This is a genomic window from Kitasatospora sp. NPDC042419 (assembly GCF_056437345.1).
The window spans coordinates 539,011-554,357 of the sequence record NZ_JBWKAW010000002.1 but is presented as its reverse complement, the minus strand read 5'-3'; the positions used below and the strand labels follow the sequence as shown (position 1 = coordinate 554,357).

The 15,347-nt window shown below is 74.0% G+C and carries 13 protein-coding genes; 4 read left to right on the top strand and 9 right to left on the bottom strand.

Translation table 11 applies throughout. From position 1 onward, the window contains the following. Nucleotides 1–103 precede the first annotated feature (103 nt). Nucleotides 104–760: a tRNA (adenosine(37)-N6)-threonylcarbamoyltransferase complex dimerization subunit type 1 TsaB gene (gene tsaB, locus AC067J_RS06350; RefSeq protein WP_478296790.1), complete on the bottom strand. Its 657-nt coding sequence runs from the start codon at nucleotides 758–760 to the stop codon at nucleotides 104–106. A gap of 266 nt (nucleotides 761–1,026) precedes the next feature. Between tsaB and AC067J_RS06345 the strand changes: the two genes are divergently transcribed. Further along, complete coding sequence (locus tag AC067J_RS06345; RefSeq protein ID WP_478296945.1) at nucleotides 1,027–1,608, top strand: hypothetical protein; 582 nt, start codon at nucleotides 1,027–1,029, stop codon at nucleotides 1,606–1,608. A 461-nt stretch (nucleotides 1,609–2,069) separates the two neighbouring features. On the opposite strand, the gene tsaE is transcribed toward AC067J_RS06345, so the two are convergent. Continuing rightward, nucleotides 2,070–2,567: a tRNA (adenosine(37)-N6)-threonylcarbamoyltransferase complex ATPase subunit type 1 TsaE gene (gene tsaE / locus AC067J_RS06340; RefSeq protein ID WP_478296789.1), complete on the bottom strand. Its 498-nt coding sequence runs from the start codon at nucleotides 2,565–2,567 to the stop codon at nucleotides 2,070–2,072. A 380-nt stretch (nucleotides 2,568–2,947) separates the two neighbouring features. Between tsaE and AC067J_RS06335 the strand changes: the two genes are divergently transcribed. Beyond that, nucleotides 2,948–4,180, top strand: coding sequence for an LPXTG cell wall anchor domain-containing protein (locus tag AC067J_RS06335; protein ID WP_478296788.1), 1,233 nt, complete (start codon nucleotides 2,948–2,950; stop codon nucleotides 4,178–4,180). A 150-nt stretch (nucleotides 4,181–4,330) separates the two neighbouring features. Here AC067J_RS06335 and AC067J_RS06330 read toward each other — a convergent pair whose 3' ends face one another. The 3 genes from AC067J_RS06330 to AC067J_RS06320 all read right to left on the bottom strand — a co-directional run bounded on the left by AC067J_RS06330 (nucleotide 4,331) and on the right by AC067J_RS06320 (nucleotide 8,789). Next, on the bottom strand, nucleotides 4,331–5,584 hold the full coding sequence (locus AC067J_RS06330; RefSeq protein WP_478296787.1) for an alpha/beta fold hydrolase: 1,254 nt from the start codon (nucleotides 5,582–5,584) through the stop codon (nucleotides 4,331–4,333). After that, nucleotides 5,581–6,777 carry an alanine racemase gene (gene alr, locus AC067J_RS06325; RefSeq protein ID WP_478296786.1) on the bottom strand — a complete coding sequence of 399 codons (1,197 nt, stop codon included), beginning with the start codon at nucleotides 6,775–6,777 and terminating at the stop codon, nucleotides 5,581–5,583. The genes AC067J_RS06330 and alr overlap by 4 nt, the downstream gene beginning before the upstream one ends. A gap of 488 nt (nucleotides 6,778–7,265) precedes the next feature. Further along, nucleotides 7,266–8,789: an NAD(P)H-hydrate dehydratase gene (locus AC067J_RS06320; RefSeq protein ID WP_478296785.1), complete on the bottom strand. Its 1,524-nt coding sequence runs from the start codon at nucleotides 8,787–8,789 to the stop codon at nucleotides 7,266–7,268. A 217-nt stretch (nucleotides 8,790–9,006) separates the two neighbouring features. Between AC067J_RS06320 and AC067J_RS06315 the strand changes: the two genes are divergently transcribed. Beyond that, nucleotides 9,007–9,564 carry a Uma2 family endonuclease gene (locus AC067J_RS06315; RefSeq protein ID WP_478296784.1) on the top strand — a complete coding sequence of 186 codons (558 nt, stop codon included), beginning with the start codon at nucleotides 9,007–9,009 and terminating at the stop codon, nucleotides 9,562–9,564. 163 nt (nucleotides 9,565–9,727) lie between these two features. On the opposite strand, the gene glmS is transcribed toward AC067J_RS06315, so the two are convergent. Continuing rightward, nucleotides 9,728–11,584 carry a glutamine--fructose-6-phosphate transaminase (isomerizing) gene (gene glmS / locus AC067J_RS06310; protein ID WP_478296783.1) on the bottom strand — a complete coding sequence of 619 codons (1,857 nt, stop codon included), beginning with the start codon at nucleotides 11,582–11,584 and terminating at the stop codon, nucleotides 9,728–9,730. Nucleotides 11,585–11,683: 99 nt separating this feature from the next. Here glmS and coaA point away from each other — a divergent pair, with 99 nt between their 5' ends. After that, a complete protein-coding gene (coaA, locus tag AC067J_RS06305) occupies nucleotides 11,684–12,679 on the top strand; it encodes a type I pantothenate kinase (RefSeq protein ID WP_478296782.1) in 996 nt (331 codons plus the stop codon). A 103-nt stretch (nucleotides 12,680–12,782) separates the two neighbouring features. Here coaA and glmM read toward each other — a convergent pair whose 3' ends face one another. From glmM to rplM, 3 genes are all read right to left on the bottom strand, one after another. Next, complete coding sequence (gene glmM, locus AC067J_RS06300) at nucleotides 12,783–14,147, bottom strand: phosphoglucosamine mutase (protein WP_478296781.1); 1,365 nt, start codon at nucleotides 14,145–14,147, stop codon at nucleotides 12,783–12,785. Between the two features lie 168 nt (nucleotides 14,148–14,315). After that, entirely contained in the window at nucleotides 14,316–14,819 is a 504-nt protein-coding gene (gene rpsI, locus AC067J_RS06295; RefSeq protein WP_478296780.1) for a 30S ribosomal protein S9, read from the bottom strand. Between the two features lie 46 nt (nucleotides 14,820–14,865). Continuing rightward, nucleotides 14,866–15,309 (bottom strand): 50S ribosomal protein L13, encoded by a 444-nt coding sequence (gene rplM / locus AC067J_RS06290; RefSeq protein ID WP_014136251.1) that lies wholly within the window; start codon nucleotides 15,307–15,309, stop codon nucleotides 14,866–14,868. Between the last annotated feature and the right edge of the window lie 38 nt (nucleotides 15,310–15,347).

Genomic DNA, 15,347 nt, shown 5'->3' with positions numbered 1-15,347 from the left:
CCCGGGGCGGGGCCGGTCGGGGCGGCGTCGGTGGGGGCGTCGGTCGGGGCGGGGCCGGTCGGGGCGGCGTCGGTGGCGCTCGGGCCGGTGGCGCTCGGGCCGGTCACGCCGGGAGCACCGCCTTGTAGCCGGCCGGCACCTGGGCGTCCGGACGGCGCAGGTAGAGCGGGGCGTTGGGCAGCAGCTCGCGTCCGGCGGCCAGCTCGGCGGCGGCGAAGCCGGCCAGCGCACCGGCCGAGACGTGCTCGGGGCCGTGCGCGCCGGGGAAGGCCTCCGGGTAGAGCAGCGCACCGGCGCCGACCGACCGCGGCAGCGGCGTCAGCTCGGCCGGGCGGTCCACCGCCGGGCCCACGGTCCGGCGGCCCTCGGCGTCGTACGAGGCCCAGTAGACCTCCTTGCGGCGCGCGTCGGTGGCCACCGTGAACGGCTCGCCGGCCGCCCCTTCGGCGCGGGCCTGGTGGGCGATCGCGTCCAGCGTGCAGACGCCGTGCACCGGGAGTCCGAGCGCGTGGCCGAGCGCGGCGGCGGTCACCAGGCCGACCCGCAGGCCGGTGTAGGGGCCCGGGCCGACGCCCACGGCGATGTCGGTCAGCCGGTGCTTGTCGACACCCGCCGCCCGCAGCACCTGGTCGATGGCGGGCAGCAGCAGTTCGCCGTGACGCCTGGCGTCGACCTGGTCGGTCTGGGCGAGGACCGCGGTGCCGTCGTGGACGGCGGCGGTGACGGCGGGGGTAGCGGTGTCGAACGCGAGCAGCAGCACGGGTCAAGGTTAGACCGGTCGGCGGGTGACCGGTCGGGCCGCCCGTCGCCGCCGGTCCGGCCGCCGGTCGCGGGCCCCGGTCCCGGCCGGGCGGGGGCCGCCGCACCGGTCCCGACCCGGGCATCTGCTCCGATCATCTGCTCCGCCCGATCGAAAACCCGCTCCGGTCCGGAACACACGTCCGGCACGATGCGGACCGGACGGACGAACCTGGCACGATGGGGCCGACGGTTTTGGGACGGCGGTGGGAGCAGCACGTGGCGAAGATGGGTCCTGGAGTGGTGGTCACGGGGCTGACCCTGGGGGCCCTGGCAGTGGTGAGCCTGCTGGCCTTCCAGGCCAACGGCGCGCAGGACCGGGCGGCCGCCGCGAGTCCGAGCACGAGCGCCGCGGCCTCGTCCAGCGGGCCGGCCGCCTCGGCCACCCCGACCGCCACGCCCACGCCGACCGTACCGGCGCTGCCCACCACCGGTGCGGGCACCGGGCTGCGGGTCGTCTACTCGGTCAGCGGCCACTACGTCTGGCTGGTCGACCCGAAGAAGACCCCGCAGGTGGTGGCCGCCTTCCCGGTCACTCCCGGCACGGTCGAGCCGGCCCCCGGCAGCTACCCCGTGTACAGCCGGACCCCGACCACCACCGGCACCGACGGCCGGCAGATCGAGCACGTGGTCCGCTTCGCGCAGCAGAACGGCGTGGTGTTCGGCTTCAGCGCCGCCGTCGACGGCGCGACCGGCACGCCGACCACCGACCCGAAGGCCAAGACCGGCGGCATCCGCAGCGGACGGCAGGAGGGCCAGCTGCTCTGGGACTTCGCGCCGAACGGCACCAAGGTGGTCGTGATCGCCTGACCGTGCCGCCGTCGGCCCCAGGGGGTCCGCACGGGCGGGGTCCAGGCGGGCGGGACTGCTCGACCGGGCTCCGTGCGGGCGGGGTCTACGCGGCGCGGGGTCTACGCGGCGCGGCGGGCCCGGTGTACGCGCGGATCCGCCGACTCTCCGGCGGATCCGCGAGCCGGGGCGTCCGTGGTTCCGCGGGCGTCCGCCGCCGCACACCGTTCCGGTGGGGTGGAGACCGCCTCCGCCGCGGCACAGGCGGCCAGCAGGGCCCGCATCGGCCCTCCCCGGTCACGGCGGGCGGGCTCTCCGGCCCCGGCACCGCGCGGCGCGCGCTCCGGGGCGGGGGTGGTGCTCGACATGGCGCCTCCCTAGTTAGGCAGACCTAACCGCAGCACCCATCCCACCACGCCCGGGACCCCGCCCGCAACATCTTCCCGACAGGCTGTCGGCAAGTCCGCGCGGGCCCGTCCCCGTCAGGCCAGCGCGGACAGCGCCACGCCGTCCCAGCGGCCGCCGATGCCGGTCAGCCTCACCTGGCGCGGATCCAGGTCGTCCTCCTCCGCGCCGGCCCCGATCGCCCGCTCGATCCGGACCTCCAGGCGGTCCTCGGAGAGCCGCTCGACCTTGCCCTCGCCCCACTCGACCACCACCACCGACTCGGGCAGCGAGACGTCCAGGTCGAGGTCCTCCATCTCGTCCAGATCCCCGCCCAGCCGGTACGCGTCCACGTGGACCAGCGCCGGACCGCCGACCAGCGACGGGTGCACCCGGGCGATCACGAAGGTCGGCGAGGTGACCGCCCCACGCACCTGGAGCCCCTCCCCCAGCCCCCGGGTCAGGGTGGTCTTCCCGGCCCCCAGCTCGCCCGAGAGCAGCACCAGGTCCCCCGGCCGCAGCAGCGCGGCCAGCTCCCGGCCGAGACGGCCCATCCGCTCGGGGGTGGCGACGGTGAGAGTGGCGTGCGAGCCCATGCGCGAATCAAGCCCTTCGGTCCGTACGGCGGCGCACCGACCGTCGGGCGCCCCCGCTACCGTGCCACATCCCCGGCCGTGCCCGCGCCGGGCCTTCCCCGCACCGGCGCCGACCCCCGCACCGACCCTGCGCCGGGCCCGCCCCGGGCCTGCCCCGGGCCCGCCACGACGCGCATCCTGACCGGTCTGCCCCGATGTGCCCGCCTTTGCTACCGTGCAGCCCGCTGACCAGCGGGGACCTGCTCCCAGGAAGCTCCCAGGAAGGCGCTACCGTCCTGGTTCCGAACCCCATTTTCCGGACCGCCGCGCGATCCCCCCGCGCACCGTCCGGATCCCCGTTCCCGGGCACGACCGCCCGTCCCCCTGATGAGGTCACTCCGATGAAGCTCCGTCGCGGTCTCGCGATACCCGCCGTCGCCGCCCTGGCTTCGGCCTCCGTCATCGCGTCCGCCCCGGCCGCCCCGGCCGCCCCCGCGGCCGGCACCGCCGTCGTCGCCGCCGCACAGGCCCCCTCCGAGCCGCAGGCGCCGCCGGTCCTGTCGTTCAAGAACTTCCCGGTCCGGGTCGTCGCCGGCGCCCCGGCCGTCGCCTTCAGCGCCGAGATCAGCAACACCTCCGGGCGCGACATGATCATCGAGCCGATGATGATGTTCGGATCCGCGCACAGCACGCTGACCGCCGGCCAGATCAAGCTCCAGTTCCAGGACGTCGACACCCACGCCTGGCGGGACGCCACGCAGTCGGTCACCGGCCTGCGCGCCGTGGTGCTCGACCTCGGCGAGCTGCTCTACCTGCCGAACGGCGAGTCGCTCACCCTCCAGCTCAAGCTGTCGCTGACCCGCGACGCGGTCATGGACGACGCCGTCGCCCAGCTGTCGATGTACTTCGACGACCCGGAGGAGGACCCGGCGGAGGGACCGAGCTGGGCCGTCGGGCCCAAGGGCAGCTTCGTCGTCATCGGCGCGGGTGAGGGGACGGCGAGCCCGTCCGCCTCCGCCAGCCCGTCCGTCGGCGCGACCGCGACCACGACCGCCACGCCCACCGGTACGCCGTCGGCCACCGCCACGGCGACCCCGTCGTCCACGGCGACCGCCACCGCCTCGCCGTCGGCCACCGCGACGGCCACGACCACGGCTACGGCCACGGCAACGCCGAGCGCCACGGGCACCCCGCCCGGCACGCCGTCGGCCACCGCCACGGCGACCCCGTCGTCCACGGCGACCGCGACCGCGACCGCCACCGCGACGAGCACCGCCAAGCCGAGCGCCACGGGCAGCCCGAGCGCCACGGCCTCCGCCTCGCCGTCAGCCGCCGCATCCGCCACCGTCGCGCCCAGCACCGGCACCGGCAACACGGGTGGCACCTCGCAGATCACCCTCCCCGACGCCGCCGCCCTCAAGCAGGCGACGGCGAACAAGCCCAGGCCCTCCGCCGAGGCGATCGCCAAGGCCAAGGCGAAGGCCGCCGACCGCCCGTCCGGCGGCAGCAACCTGGCCACCACCGGTGGCGGCGACGACACCACCGGCCTCGCGCTGATCGGCGGCGCGGTGCTGGCCGCCGGCATCGGTACGCTCGTCGTGCTGCGCCGCCGCAAGGGCGACGCGAGCGCCTGACGCCCCGCGCGCACCATGAACCGGTGGCCCGGCCCCTGCTGGTGAGGGGCCGGGCCACCACTTCTTTCCCGCCGGGTTCCGCCGGGTTCCGCCAGGGCCGACCGGGTACGCCGGGGCTGCCGCGCGGGCGCCCCGGGCGCCGTCCGGCGGCTACGCCGGTTCGCGCGGCGAGAGCGGGAGCGGGGCGGCCCCCCGGTAGGCGGCGGCCCGTTCCAGCAGGGTGACCAGCCACCGGTCGACGACGTCGGGGCGCTCCAGCATCACCAGGTGCCCCGCGTCCTCGACCAGGACCAGCTCGGCGCCGGGCAGCTGGCCGGCCATCACCTCGCCGTGGCCCGGCGGGGTCAGCAGGTCCTTCGTGCCGGTCAGCACCAGGGTGGGGACGCCGCGCAGGGCGCCCAACGCCTCGGTCTTCTCGTGCGCGGCGAAGACCGGGTAGAACTCCGCCACCACGTCGATCGGGGTCGCGTCCAGCAGCTGCTCGGCGAACCGGACCACCCCCGGGTCGACGTCCTTCCCCCCGAAGGAGAACCGCCGGTAGAGGACGGCGCTGACGTCCGCCCCCAGGCGGCGGGTCGCCTCGACCAGGTCGACCTGGCGGCCGAGCAGCCGCACCATGCCCGGCGCGACCTTCTTGAACAGCTTGGCGCCCGCCGCGGGCAGACCGAGTGTGACCGCGTCCCAGTTCCCCGCCAGGGTGCCGATCAGCGCGACCCCGGCGACCCGCTCGCGGAACAGCTCCGGGTGCTGGTCGGCCAGCGCCATCACCGTCATGCCACCCATCGAATGGCCGACCAGGACCAGCGGGCCGGTGGGCGCGACGGCGTCGATCACGGCCTTCAGGTCGCCGCCCAGCTGGTCGATGCTGGCCGGCTCACCGGCCAGGTAGGAGCGGGAGCGCTCCGAACGGCCGTGACTGCGCTGGTCCCAGAAGACCAGCCGCAGACCGGCGCGGAGCGCGGCGCGCTGGAAGTGCCAGCTGTCCTGGCTGAGGCAGTAGCCGTGGCAGAAGACCACGGTGAGCGGCTCCGGGCCGTCGTCCGACCGGCTGTCCGGCGCGGCGCCCGGCTGCCCGTCCGGCCAGCCGGTGCCGTCCAACTCCACGTACAGCTCGGTGCCGTCGGCGGCGGCCACCGTGCGGGGGCGTCCGCGCAGCGAGCCGTAGGGGGCCTTGGCGTCCAGTTCGGCGCGGGCCCGGCGGCGCATCGCCCGGCCGACCGTCAGCCGCTCGATCGCCACACCCGCCGCGGCACCGGCCGCGAGCACGCCGACCGAGATGCCGATCAGGCCCGCCCGGCTCACCCCGGAGGCGGTGCCGGACACCGCGTCCGCCGCCGCTTCTGCGGCCTTCCCGGCCGCCTTGGCCACCGACGCGACCGGGTCGGAGCCGGGCTGCCCGCTCATCCGAGCGGCTCCCCGTCCACCCCGCCGACGTAGCGGCGCGGCACCCGGGAGCCGATCCGGGTCACGATCTCGTAGGAGATGGTGCCGCAGGCGCGGCCCCAGTCCTCCGCGGTCGGCTCGCCACGGTCGCCGTTGCCGAACAGCAGCACCTCGTCGCCGACCGCCGGGGTGTCACCGCCGAGGTCGACGACGAACTGGTCCATCGCCACCCGGCCGGCCACCGTCCGCCACTTGCCGTCGATCTGCACCGGGCCGATGCCGCTCGCGTGCCGGGGGACACCGTCGCCGTAGCCCACCGGGACGAGGCCCAGCGTGGTCGGGCCGGGGGTGGTGTAGTGGTGGCCGTAGCTGACGCCGTGCCCGCCGGGCACGTGCTTGACCAGGGCCAGCCGGGCGGTCAGCGACATCACCGGACGCAGGCCGAAGTCGGACGGCGAACCGACCTCCGGGACGGGCGACAGCCCGTACATCGCCAGGCCGGTACGGACCATGTCGAAGTGTGACTGCGGGAGCAGCAGGGTGGCCGGCGAATTGGCCAGGTGACGGACCTCCGGACGCAGGCCCGCCGCCTCGGCGGTGACCAGCGCGGCGCGGTAGGCGTCCAGTTGGGCCTGGATCGACGGGTGACCGGGCTCGTCGGCGGCCGCGAAGTGCGACCAGACGCCGACCACGGTGAGCAGGCCGTCCAGCTCGGCGCGGCGGGCGGCGGCGACCAACTCGGGCCAGTCGTGCGGCTGGCAGCCGTTGCGGCCGAGGCCGGTGTCGGCCTTCAGGTGCACGCGGGCCGGGAGGCCGGTGGTGCGGACGGCGGCGAGCAGTTCGGTCAGCGCCCACTGGCCGCTGACCGAGATGTCGATGTCGGCGAGCAGCGCCTCCCGCCAGGGGCCGCCGGGGGTCCAGAGCCAGCAGAGGACGCGGGCCTGGTCGGGGCGGATGCCTGCGGCGCGCAGGGCGAGCGCCTCCTCCGGCGTCGCGGTGCCCAGCCAGCCGACACCTGCGGCGACCGCCTCCCGGGCACACCGGACCGCGCCGTGGCCGTAGGCGTCCGCCTTGACCGCGGCCATCACCGTGGCGCCGCCGATGCGCTCGCGCAGCGCGTCGAGGTTGCCGCGCAGGGCGGCCAGATCGATGGTCGCCTCGGCCCGCGCTCCTTCGGTGAGGGTGGCCGTAGCGATCGTGTTCGCAGTTGTCATCAGGGTCAGTCTCCCAGACGTCCCAGGGTCCTCGCCGAACGGCCCGTCGGCACGCCGTTCCGGGGCACCCCGCCGACCGGCCCGCACAACCCGTCACCCCTTTCCGGACGCTCACGAATCACCCCCCGGTTCCCCTGGCCCCCCACCGCCCGCCTCACCCGCCCCACCTCTCGGGGGGAATATGCAGACCGGTCTACTTACTGTCGACGACCCTGGACGGCTGGCTCCCGCACGCCCACGCCCGCACCGCACACCGCACAGGAAGTCGGCCGATCCGACTTCCTACTCCGCCGCTCGCCGCTCGCCGCTCGCCGCCCTGTCGTGCGCGCTGGCCTCTCAGAAATATGCAGACCGGTCTACTTACTCGACTCTGGGGTCCAAGGGTCGCGCACAGGAAGTCGGATCGGCCGACTTCCTGTGCAGCGCGGCGGAGCAGCGAGGGGGTGCCAAGGGCGGGTCTATGTAGACCGGTCGGTATATTCCCCGCGTCAGTCGCCCTGGCTCGGTGACGTCCGAACGTCACGCCAGGCGGCGGGGAGGGCGGCGGCCACCTGGAGGGCGGTGATGGGAGCGCCGGGCGCACCGGCGGCGCGACGGGCGGCCAGGCCGTGCAGGTACGCGGCCACTGTGGCGGCGTCCAGCGGGGAGAGCCCGGTGGACAGCAGTGAGCCGGCCAGGCCGGCGAGCACGTCGCCGCTCCCGGCGGTGGCCAGCCAGGAGCTGCCGGTCGGGTTGACGCGCACCCCGCCGCCCGGGTCGGCGACCACCGTGGTGGACCCCTTCAGCAGCACCGTCGCCCGGTACGCGGCGGCGAGTCGCCGGGCCGTGACCAGCCGGGTGGCGGCCAGCTCGTCGGCGGCCGGCGGCCGGACTCCGCCCCCCGCAGCAGCACCAACGCCCACGCCGTCACCAGCACCCGCCAGCAGGCGGGCCGCCTCACCCGTGTGCGGGGTGAGCAGCGTGGGCGCCGTCCGCCCGGCGAGCGCCTGCGGCCCGAGGCGGGCGAGCTCGGTCAGCCCGTCCGCGTCCACCAGCACCGGGACGTCACTCGCCAGCGCTTCCGAGAGCGCCCGCTCCGCCCCCTCGCCGCCGCCCGGTCCGACCACCCAGGCCTGCACCCGCCCCGCGCCGGCCGGCCCGCCCTCGGTGACCAGCGCCTCCGGGAACCGCCGCACCACCTCCTCGGCCGCCGTCCCCACGTACCGCACCGCACCCGCGCCCCCGTGCAGCGCCCCGGCCACCGCGAGCAGCGCCGCCCCGGGGTACCGCGCCGAACCGGCCGCCACCCCGACCACCCCGCGCCGGTACTTGTCGCTCTCCGCCCCCGGCACCGGCAGCAGTCCGGCCACGTCGGCGTGCTGCAGCGCCGCCACCTCGGCCGGCGGCAGCTCCAGGCCGATCCCCACCAGTTGCACCGCCCCCGCGTACGAGGCCCCCGGATCGATCAGCAGCCCCGGCTTGTACGTGCCGAAGCAGACCGTCACGTCCGCCCGCAGGGCCACGCCCGCCACCTCACCGGTGTCGGCGTCCACGCCGCTCGGTACGTCCACGGCCACCACCACGCCGTCCCGGCCGGCCCGCGCGTACGGCTGCGCCTCCGGGCGCAGCCCGCCGCGTCCGCCGATGCCGACGATGCCGTCGAGCACGAGGTCCGCGCGCGAGAAGTCGGCCAGTCCGACTTCCTGCTCCTGCACCACCCGCCCGCCCGCCGACCGCAGGGCCGCGAGGCCTCCGGTGTGGGTCCGCGAGGGCGCCAGCAGCACCGCCGCCACCCTGGCACCGCGCCGGGCCAGCGCCGCACCCGCGTAGAGGGCGTCACCCCCGTTGTCTCCGCTGCCCGCCAGCACCACCACCCGGCTGCCGTAGACCCGGCCGCGCCGTCGGGTCAGCAGCCGGGCGCAGGTCGCGGCGAGGCCTACGGCGGCCCGCTGCATCAGCGCGCCCTCCGGCAGCCCGGCCATCAGTTCGGCCTCGGCGGCCCGGACCTGGTCGACACGGTGAGCACTGCGCATGACGGGATCCCCCGGTCTTCGGCGACGGATGGCGAGGACGGATGACGGAGTCGGCTGGCGACTGGACGGCTACCGCCGACGCTACGCGACCGACCTCCCCGCGGGGCCCGAGGCTTTGCGGCACACTTTCGAGTGACAACCACTTCGATCCCCCACCGGCTGCGCTCCACACACCTAACGTGTCGCTCGGCACGGACCAGCAGGAGGGAGAAGGGCCATGGTCGCCATGCCGGCAGTCGAGCGTCCGATGACCCAGGACAGCGTCCTCCAGGCATTCCTGGAGCTGGACACGCCGCCTGGATTCAAGGCCGAACTCATCGAAGGGGAGATCGTCGTGACCCCGCCACCGGGCGGATCGCACGAGACCGCGTTCTCGCTGCTCAACCGGCAGTTCATGCGGAAGGCCGAGAGCGAGTTCGACCTCTCGGGCAACAAGGGCCTGATCACACCCAAGGGCCGCTTCGTCCCGGACGGGACGGTGACCGGCGTCGGCCATTTCGAGAACGCCGACTCCTGGGCGAACACCGCCGGCGTCCTGCTGGTCTTCGAGATCACCTCCACCAATCCGGGCAAGGACCGCGGTCCCAAGCGCCACGGCTACGCGGCCGCCGGTGTCCCCTGCTACCTGCTGGTCGACCGGGGCGAGGGCAAGGTCACCCTCTTCACCGATCCGGAGAGCGAGGACTACACCGCCCACGTCCAGGTCGACTTCGGCAAGCCGATCGACCTGCCCGCGCCGTTCTCGTTCACCCTGGACACGGCTCCTCTGAAGTAACCCTGAAGTAGCCCTGAACCCGGAGCAGCGCCGACGCGCGAGCGGCCCCCGCCCCAGCGGCACCCGTCCCAGCGGCCCCCGGCCCGGCGCCCCCCGGACGGCAAGGTGCCCCCGCGGGAGGACGCAGCCACCACGGGGGCACCGAACGGACGGAACGGCCCGGCTACTCGACGGTCACCGACTTCGCCAGGTTGCGCGGCTGGTCGACCTCGTGGCCCTTGGCCGTGGCCAGCTCGCACGCGAAGACCTGCAGCGGCACGGTGGAGACCAGCGGCTGCAGCAGCGTCGGCGTGACCGGGATGCGGATCAGGTGGTCCGCGTACGGGACGACCGCCTCGTCGCCCTCCTCCGCGATGACGATCGTGCGGGCGCCGCGGGCCCGGATCTCCTGGATGTTGGAGACGATCTTGTCGTGCAGGATCGACCGCCCGCGCGGCGAGGGCACGACCACCACGACCGGCAGCCCCTCCTCGATCAGCGCGATCGGCCCGTGCTTCAGCTCGCCCGCCGCGAAGCCCTCGGCGTGCATGTAGGCGAGCTCCTTGAGCTTGAGCGCGCCCTCCAGGGCCACCGGGAAGCCCACGTGCCGGCCGAGGAACAGCACCGAGCGCGCGTCGGCCAGCGAGCGGGCCAGCTCGCGCACCGGCTCCATGGTCTCCAGCACCTGCTCGACCTGGCGCGGGGCGTCGCCCAGCTCCTTGATGACGGCGAGGATCTCGTCGCCCCACTTGGTGCCGCGCACCTGGCCGAGGTAGAGCGCGACCAGGTAGCAGGCGACCAGCTGGGTCAGGAACGCCTTGGTGGAGGCGACCGCGACCTCGGGCCCGGCGTGCGTGTACAGCACCGCGTCCGACTCGCGCGGGATGGTGGAGCCGTTGGTGTTGCAGATCGCCAGCACCTTGGCGCCCTGCTCGCGCGCGTGCCGCAGCGCCATCAGGGTGTCCATGGTCTCGCCGGACTGCGAGATCGCGATGACCAGCGTGCCCGGGCCCATGATCGGGTCGCGGTAGCGGAACTCGGACGCGACCTCCACCTCGCAGGGGATCCGGGTCCAGTGCTCGATCGCGTACTTGGCGATCATGCCCGCGTGGAAGGCGGTGCCGCAGGCGACGATGACGACCTTGTCGACCGACCGCAGGTCGGCGTCGGAGATCCGCAGCTCGTCGAGGGTGAGCCGGCCGTCGGCGCCGATCCGGCCCAGCAGGGTGTCGGCGACGGCCTTCGGCTGCTCGGCGATCTCCTTGAGCATGAAGTAGTCGTAGCCGCCCTTCTCGGCGGCGGAGGCGTCCCAGTCGACGTGGTACTCGCGCACGTCGGCCGGGGTGCCGTCGAAGTTGGTGACCGTCACCGCGTCGCGGCGCAGCTCGACGACCTGGTCCTGGCCCAGCTCGATCGCCTCGCGGGTGTGCGCGATGAACGCGGCGACGTCGGAGGCGAGGAAGTTCTCGCCCTCGCCGCGCCCGACCACCAGCGGCGAGTTGCGGCGGGCGCCGACGACCACGTCGGGGGCGTCCGCGTGCACGGCGACGAGGGTGAAGGCGCCGTCGAGGCGGCGGCAGACCGCCCGCATGGCCTCGGCCAGGTCGCCGTCGTACAGCTCGCCGAGCAGGTGGGCGACGACCTCGGTGTCGGTCTCCGAGCGCAGCGTGTGGCCGCGCTCGGCCAGCTCGGCGCGGAGCTGGGCGAAGTTCTCGATGATGCCGTTGTGGACCACGGCCACCCGGACGGCGTCGTCCAGGTGGGGGTGGGCGTTGGCATCGGTCGGGCCGCCGTGGGTGGCCCAACGGGTGTGGCCGATGCCGGTGGTGCCGCCGGGAAGAGGGGTCTCGGCGAGCGACTTCTCCAGGTTGGCGAGCTTTCCGGCCCGCTTGTCGGTGGCGAGGCTCCACTGCCCGTCGGAGCCCTGCACCTGCACCGCGACACCGGCGGAGTCGTAACCCCGGTACTCCAGTCGCTGCAGGCCTGCGATTACTACGTCAAGGGCGGGCTGGGAGCCCACGTATCCAACAATTCCGCACATGCGTGCCAGCATAAGGGCGCACCGAACGCCCCATTCGCGCGGTTCGCCCACAGCGCGTGACCGACACCACAACCGCCGCGAACGGCGCTACGGCTCACAATGGAGCATGTGCTGACCGAACTCTGTACGCGGGGCGCCACTACGCCCGGCCCGTCGCCGTCCCCCTACGTGGACCTCAGCCGGGCCGAGTGGAGCGCACTGCGCGAGCGTACGCCGCTGCCGCTGACCGCGCAGGAGGTGGAACGGCTGCGCGGCCTCGGCACCGCGCTCGACCTGGACGAGGTCCGCGACGTCTACCTACCGCTGTCCAGACTGCTGAACCTCTACATCCACGCCACGCACGAGCTGCGCGGCGCGCTGGGCACGTTCCTGGACACCGGGGACACCGAGCGCACCCGCACCCCGTTCATCATCGGCGTGGCCGGCTCGGTCGCGGTCGGCAAGTCCACCACCGCCCGCCTGCTGCAGGCGCTGCTGGCCCGCTGGCCGGAGCACCCCCGGGTCGAGCTGGTCACCACGGACGGGTTCCTGCTGCCCAACGCCGAGCTGCGCCGGCGCGGTCTGATGGCCCGCAAGGGGTTCCCCGAGTCGTACGACCGCCGGGCGCTGATGCGGTTCGTCGCGGACGTGAAGGCCGGCAAGGAGAGGGTCTCCGCCCCGGTCTACTCGCACCTGGTGTACGACATCGTGCCCGGGGAGCGGCTCACGGTGGAGCGTCCGGACATCCTGATCGTCGAGGGGCTGAACGTGCTCCAGCCGGCGCTGCCCGGCAACGACGGCCGGACCAGGCTCGCGGTGGCCGACTACTTCGACTTCTCGATCTACGTCGACGCCCGTACCGACGACATCGAGAGCTGGTACCTGGACCGGTTCCGCAAGCTGCGGCAGACGGCCTTCCAGGACCCGAACTCCTACTTCCGCCGGTTCACCGAGGTGCCGGAGGAGGAGGCGATGGAGTACGGCCGCCAGGTGTGGCGCACCATCAACAAGCCGAACCTGCTGGAGAACGTGCTGCCGACCCGCGGCCGGGCGACGCTGATCCTGCAGAAGGGCTCGGACCACAAGGTCCGCCGGGCGCTGCTGCGCAAGCTCTGAGGCCGCGCGCTCCGGGCCGGTCCCGGGAACGCCCGAGGGCCCCCGCTGCGGCGGGGGCCCTCGGCGTGTTCGGCGGGGCGGTCAGCCCAGGTACGCGGGGCCGTCAGCCCAGGTACGTCCGGACGGCCTCGGCGAGCCGCTCCGCGACGGCCTTGGACTGCGTCTCGTCGGCGGCCTCGACCATCACCCGGACCAGCGGCTCGGTGCCGGACGGCCGGAGCAGCACCCGGCCGGTGGAGCCGAGCTCGGCCTCGGCCGCGGCGACGGCGGCGGCGAGCTCCTCGCTGGTGTTCACCCGGCCCTTGTCGACGCCCTTGACGTTGATCAGCACCTGCGGCAGCCGGGTCATCACGGCGGCCAGGTCGGCCAGCGGCTGCTTGGTGGCGGCCAGCCGGGCGCCGAGCATCAGGCCGGTCAGCGTGCCGTCGCCGGTGGTCGCGTGGTCCAGCAGGATGACGTGGCCGGACTGCTCGCCGCCCAGGGCGAAGCCGTGCTGCTTCATCGCCTCCAGGACGTACCGGTCGCCGACGGCGGTCTCGACCAGGTCGATGCCCTCGCGCTCCATCGCCAGCTTGAAGCCCAGGTTGGACATCACGGTGGCGACGGTGGTGTTGCGGCGCAGCGTTCCGGCCTCCTTCATGGCGACCGCGAGGATCGCGATGATCTGGTCGCCGTCGACCTCGTTGCCGTCCGCGTCGGCGGCCAGGCAGCGGTCGGCGTCGCCGTCGAGGGCGATCCCGAGGTCCGCCTGGTACTCGCGCATGGCGGTGCGCAGCCGGTCCAGGTGGGTCGAGCCGACGCCGTCGTTGATGTTGAGGCCGGTGGGCTCGGCGCCCAGGGTGTGGACGACCTCGGCGCCGGCCCGGGCGAAGGCCTCGGGGGCGACGTACGCGGCCGCGCCGTGCGCGCCGTCGATGACGACCCGGATGCCGTCCAGGCGGTTGGGCAGCACGCCGATCAGGTGGGCGACGTACTTGTCGAAGCCCTCGGTGTACTCGCGGACCCGGCCGACGGCGGCGCCGGTGGGGCGCTTCCACTCGTCGCTGCCGACGGAGTACGTCCGGTAGTGCGCCTCGATGGCGTCCTCGATCCGGTCGTCCAGCTTGTGGCCGCCGCGGGCGAGGAACTTGATGCCGTTGTCCGGCATGGCGTTGTGGCTGGCGGAGAGCATCACGCCGAAGTCGGCGCCGAGCGCGCCGGTGAGGTACGCCACGGCGGGGGTGGGCAGCACGCCGACCCGCAGTACGTCGACGCCCGCGCTGGCCAGGCCGGCGATGACCGCGGCCTCCAGGAACTCGCCCGAGGCGCGCGGATCGCGGCCGACCACCGCGACCGGCCGGTGGCCGTCGAAGGCCCCCGCCTCACCGAGCACGTGCGCCGCCGCGACCGACAGCCCGAGCGCGAGCTCGGCCGTCAGGCCCTCGTTGGCCACACCGCGTACGCCGTCCGTACCGAAGAGTCGTCCCACTGTCCCGTCCTCCATCGCCGCAATGCTTTGCAGTGAATCCGATCGAATCCCAGGCCTCCGCACAATGGCCGGGGAGCACGACGCCCCGGAGTACGCGAGGTACTCCGGGGCGTGAGAGCGCATCCGGGGGCGTACACCACCAGGGCGGTACGCACCCCCGGGGCGCGACTAGCGCTTGCTGTACTGCGGCGCCTTGCGGGCCTTCTTGAGACCGGCCTTCTTGCGCTCGACGGCACGCGCGTCACGCATCAGGAAGCCGGCCTTCTTCAGCGCGGCGCGGTTGTTGTCCACGTCGGCCTCGTTCAGGGCACGGGCGACGCCGAGGCGCAGCGCGTAGGCCTGGCCGGAGGTGCCGCCACCCGAGATGCGGGCGACGACGTCGTAACGGCCGTCGAGCTCAAGGAGCTTGAAGGGCTCGTTCACGGTCTGCTGGTGCACCTTGTTGGGGAAGTAGTTCTCCAGGGTGCGGCCGTTGATCTTCCACTGGCCGGTGCCGGGGACGATGCGCACGCGGGCGATCGCCTCCTTGCGACGGCCGAGGCCGGCGCCGGGGACGGCCTCGCCGAAGCGGCCGGCCAGGGACTCGGAGGTGTAGCTCTCCTCGGAGGTGTACTCGCCCTCGACGACGGTCTCGTCGAAGTCGACCTCAAGGGTTTCGGTGGTCTCGGCCACGGGGTTCCTCAGCTCTTTTCAGTGTTGGGGGGCTTGGTGGCCGGAGTTACTGCGCGACCTGGGTGATCTCGAACGGCACCGGCTGCTGGGCAGCGTGCGGGTGCTGGTCGCCCGAGTAGACCTTCAGCTTCGAGAGCATCTGGCGGCCCAGGCTGTTCTTGGGGACCATGCCCTTGATGGCCTTCTCGACGGCCTTCTCCGGGTTGTTCGCCAGGAGGTCGTCGTAGCGGACCGAGCGGAGACCGCCCGGGAAGCCGCTGTGGCGGTACGCCAGCTTCTGGGTCTTCTTGTTACCCGACAGGTGCACCTTGTCCGCGTTGATGATGATGACGAAGTCACCGGTGTCAACGTGCGGCGCGTAGATCGCCTTGTGCTTACCCCGGAGGAGGTTGGCGGCCTGGGAGGCCAGGCGGCCGAGCACGACGTCGGTCGCGTCGATGACGTGCCACTGACGCTGGACGTCGCCGGGCTTGGGGCTGTACGTACGCACGGTCGTAGCCTCTGCTTTTCAGTGAGTGAGTCCTGACA

Coding starts and splice junctions, on each gene's coding strand:
- AC067J_RS06315 (WP_478296784.1), top strand. CDS start 9,007: ATGGTCGCCATGCCGGCAGTCGAGCGTCCGATGACCCAGGACAGCGTC.
- AC067J_RS06320 (WP_478296785.1), bottom strand. CDS start 8,789: ATGCGCAGTGCTCACCGTGTCGACCAGGTCCGGGCCGCCGAGGCCGAA.
- alr (WP_478296786.1), bottom strand. CDS start 6,777: ATGACAACTGCGAACACGATCGCTACGGCCACCCTCACCGAAGGAGCG.
- coaA (WP_478296782.1), top strand. CDS start 11,684: ATGGAGCATGTGCTGACCGAACTCTGTACGCGGGGCGCCACTACGCCC.
- tsaE (WP_478296789.1), bottom strand. CDS start 2,567: ATGGGCTCGCACGCCACTCTCACCGTCGCCACCCCCGAGCGGATGGGC.
- AC067J_RS06345 (WP_478296945.1), top strand. CDS start 1,027: ATGGGTCCTGGAGTGGTGGTCACGGGGCTGACCCTGGGGGCCCTGGCA.
- AC067J_RS06330 (WP_478296787.1), bottom strand. CDS start 5,584: ATGAGCGGGCAGCCCGGCTCCGACCCGGTCGCGTCGGTGGCCAAGGCG.
- AC067J_RS06335 (WP_478296788.1), top strand. CDS start 2,948: ATGAAGCTCCGTCGCGGTCTCGCGATACCCGCCGTCGCCGCCCTGGCT.
- glmS (WP_478296783.1), bottom strand. CDS start 11,584: ATGTGCGGAATTGTTGGATACGTGGGCTCCCAGCCCGCCCTTGACGTA.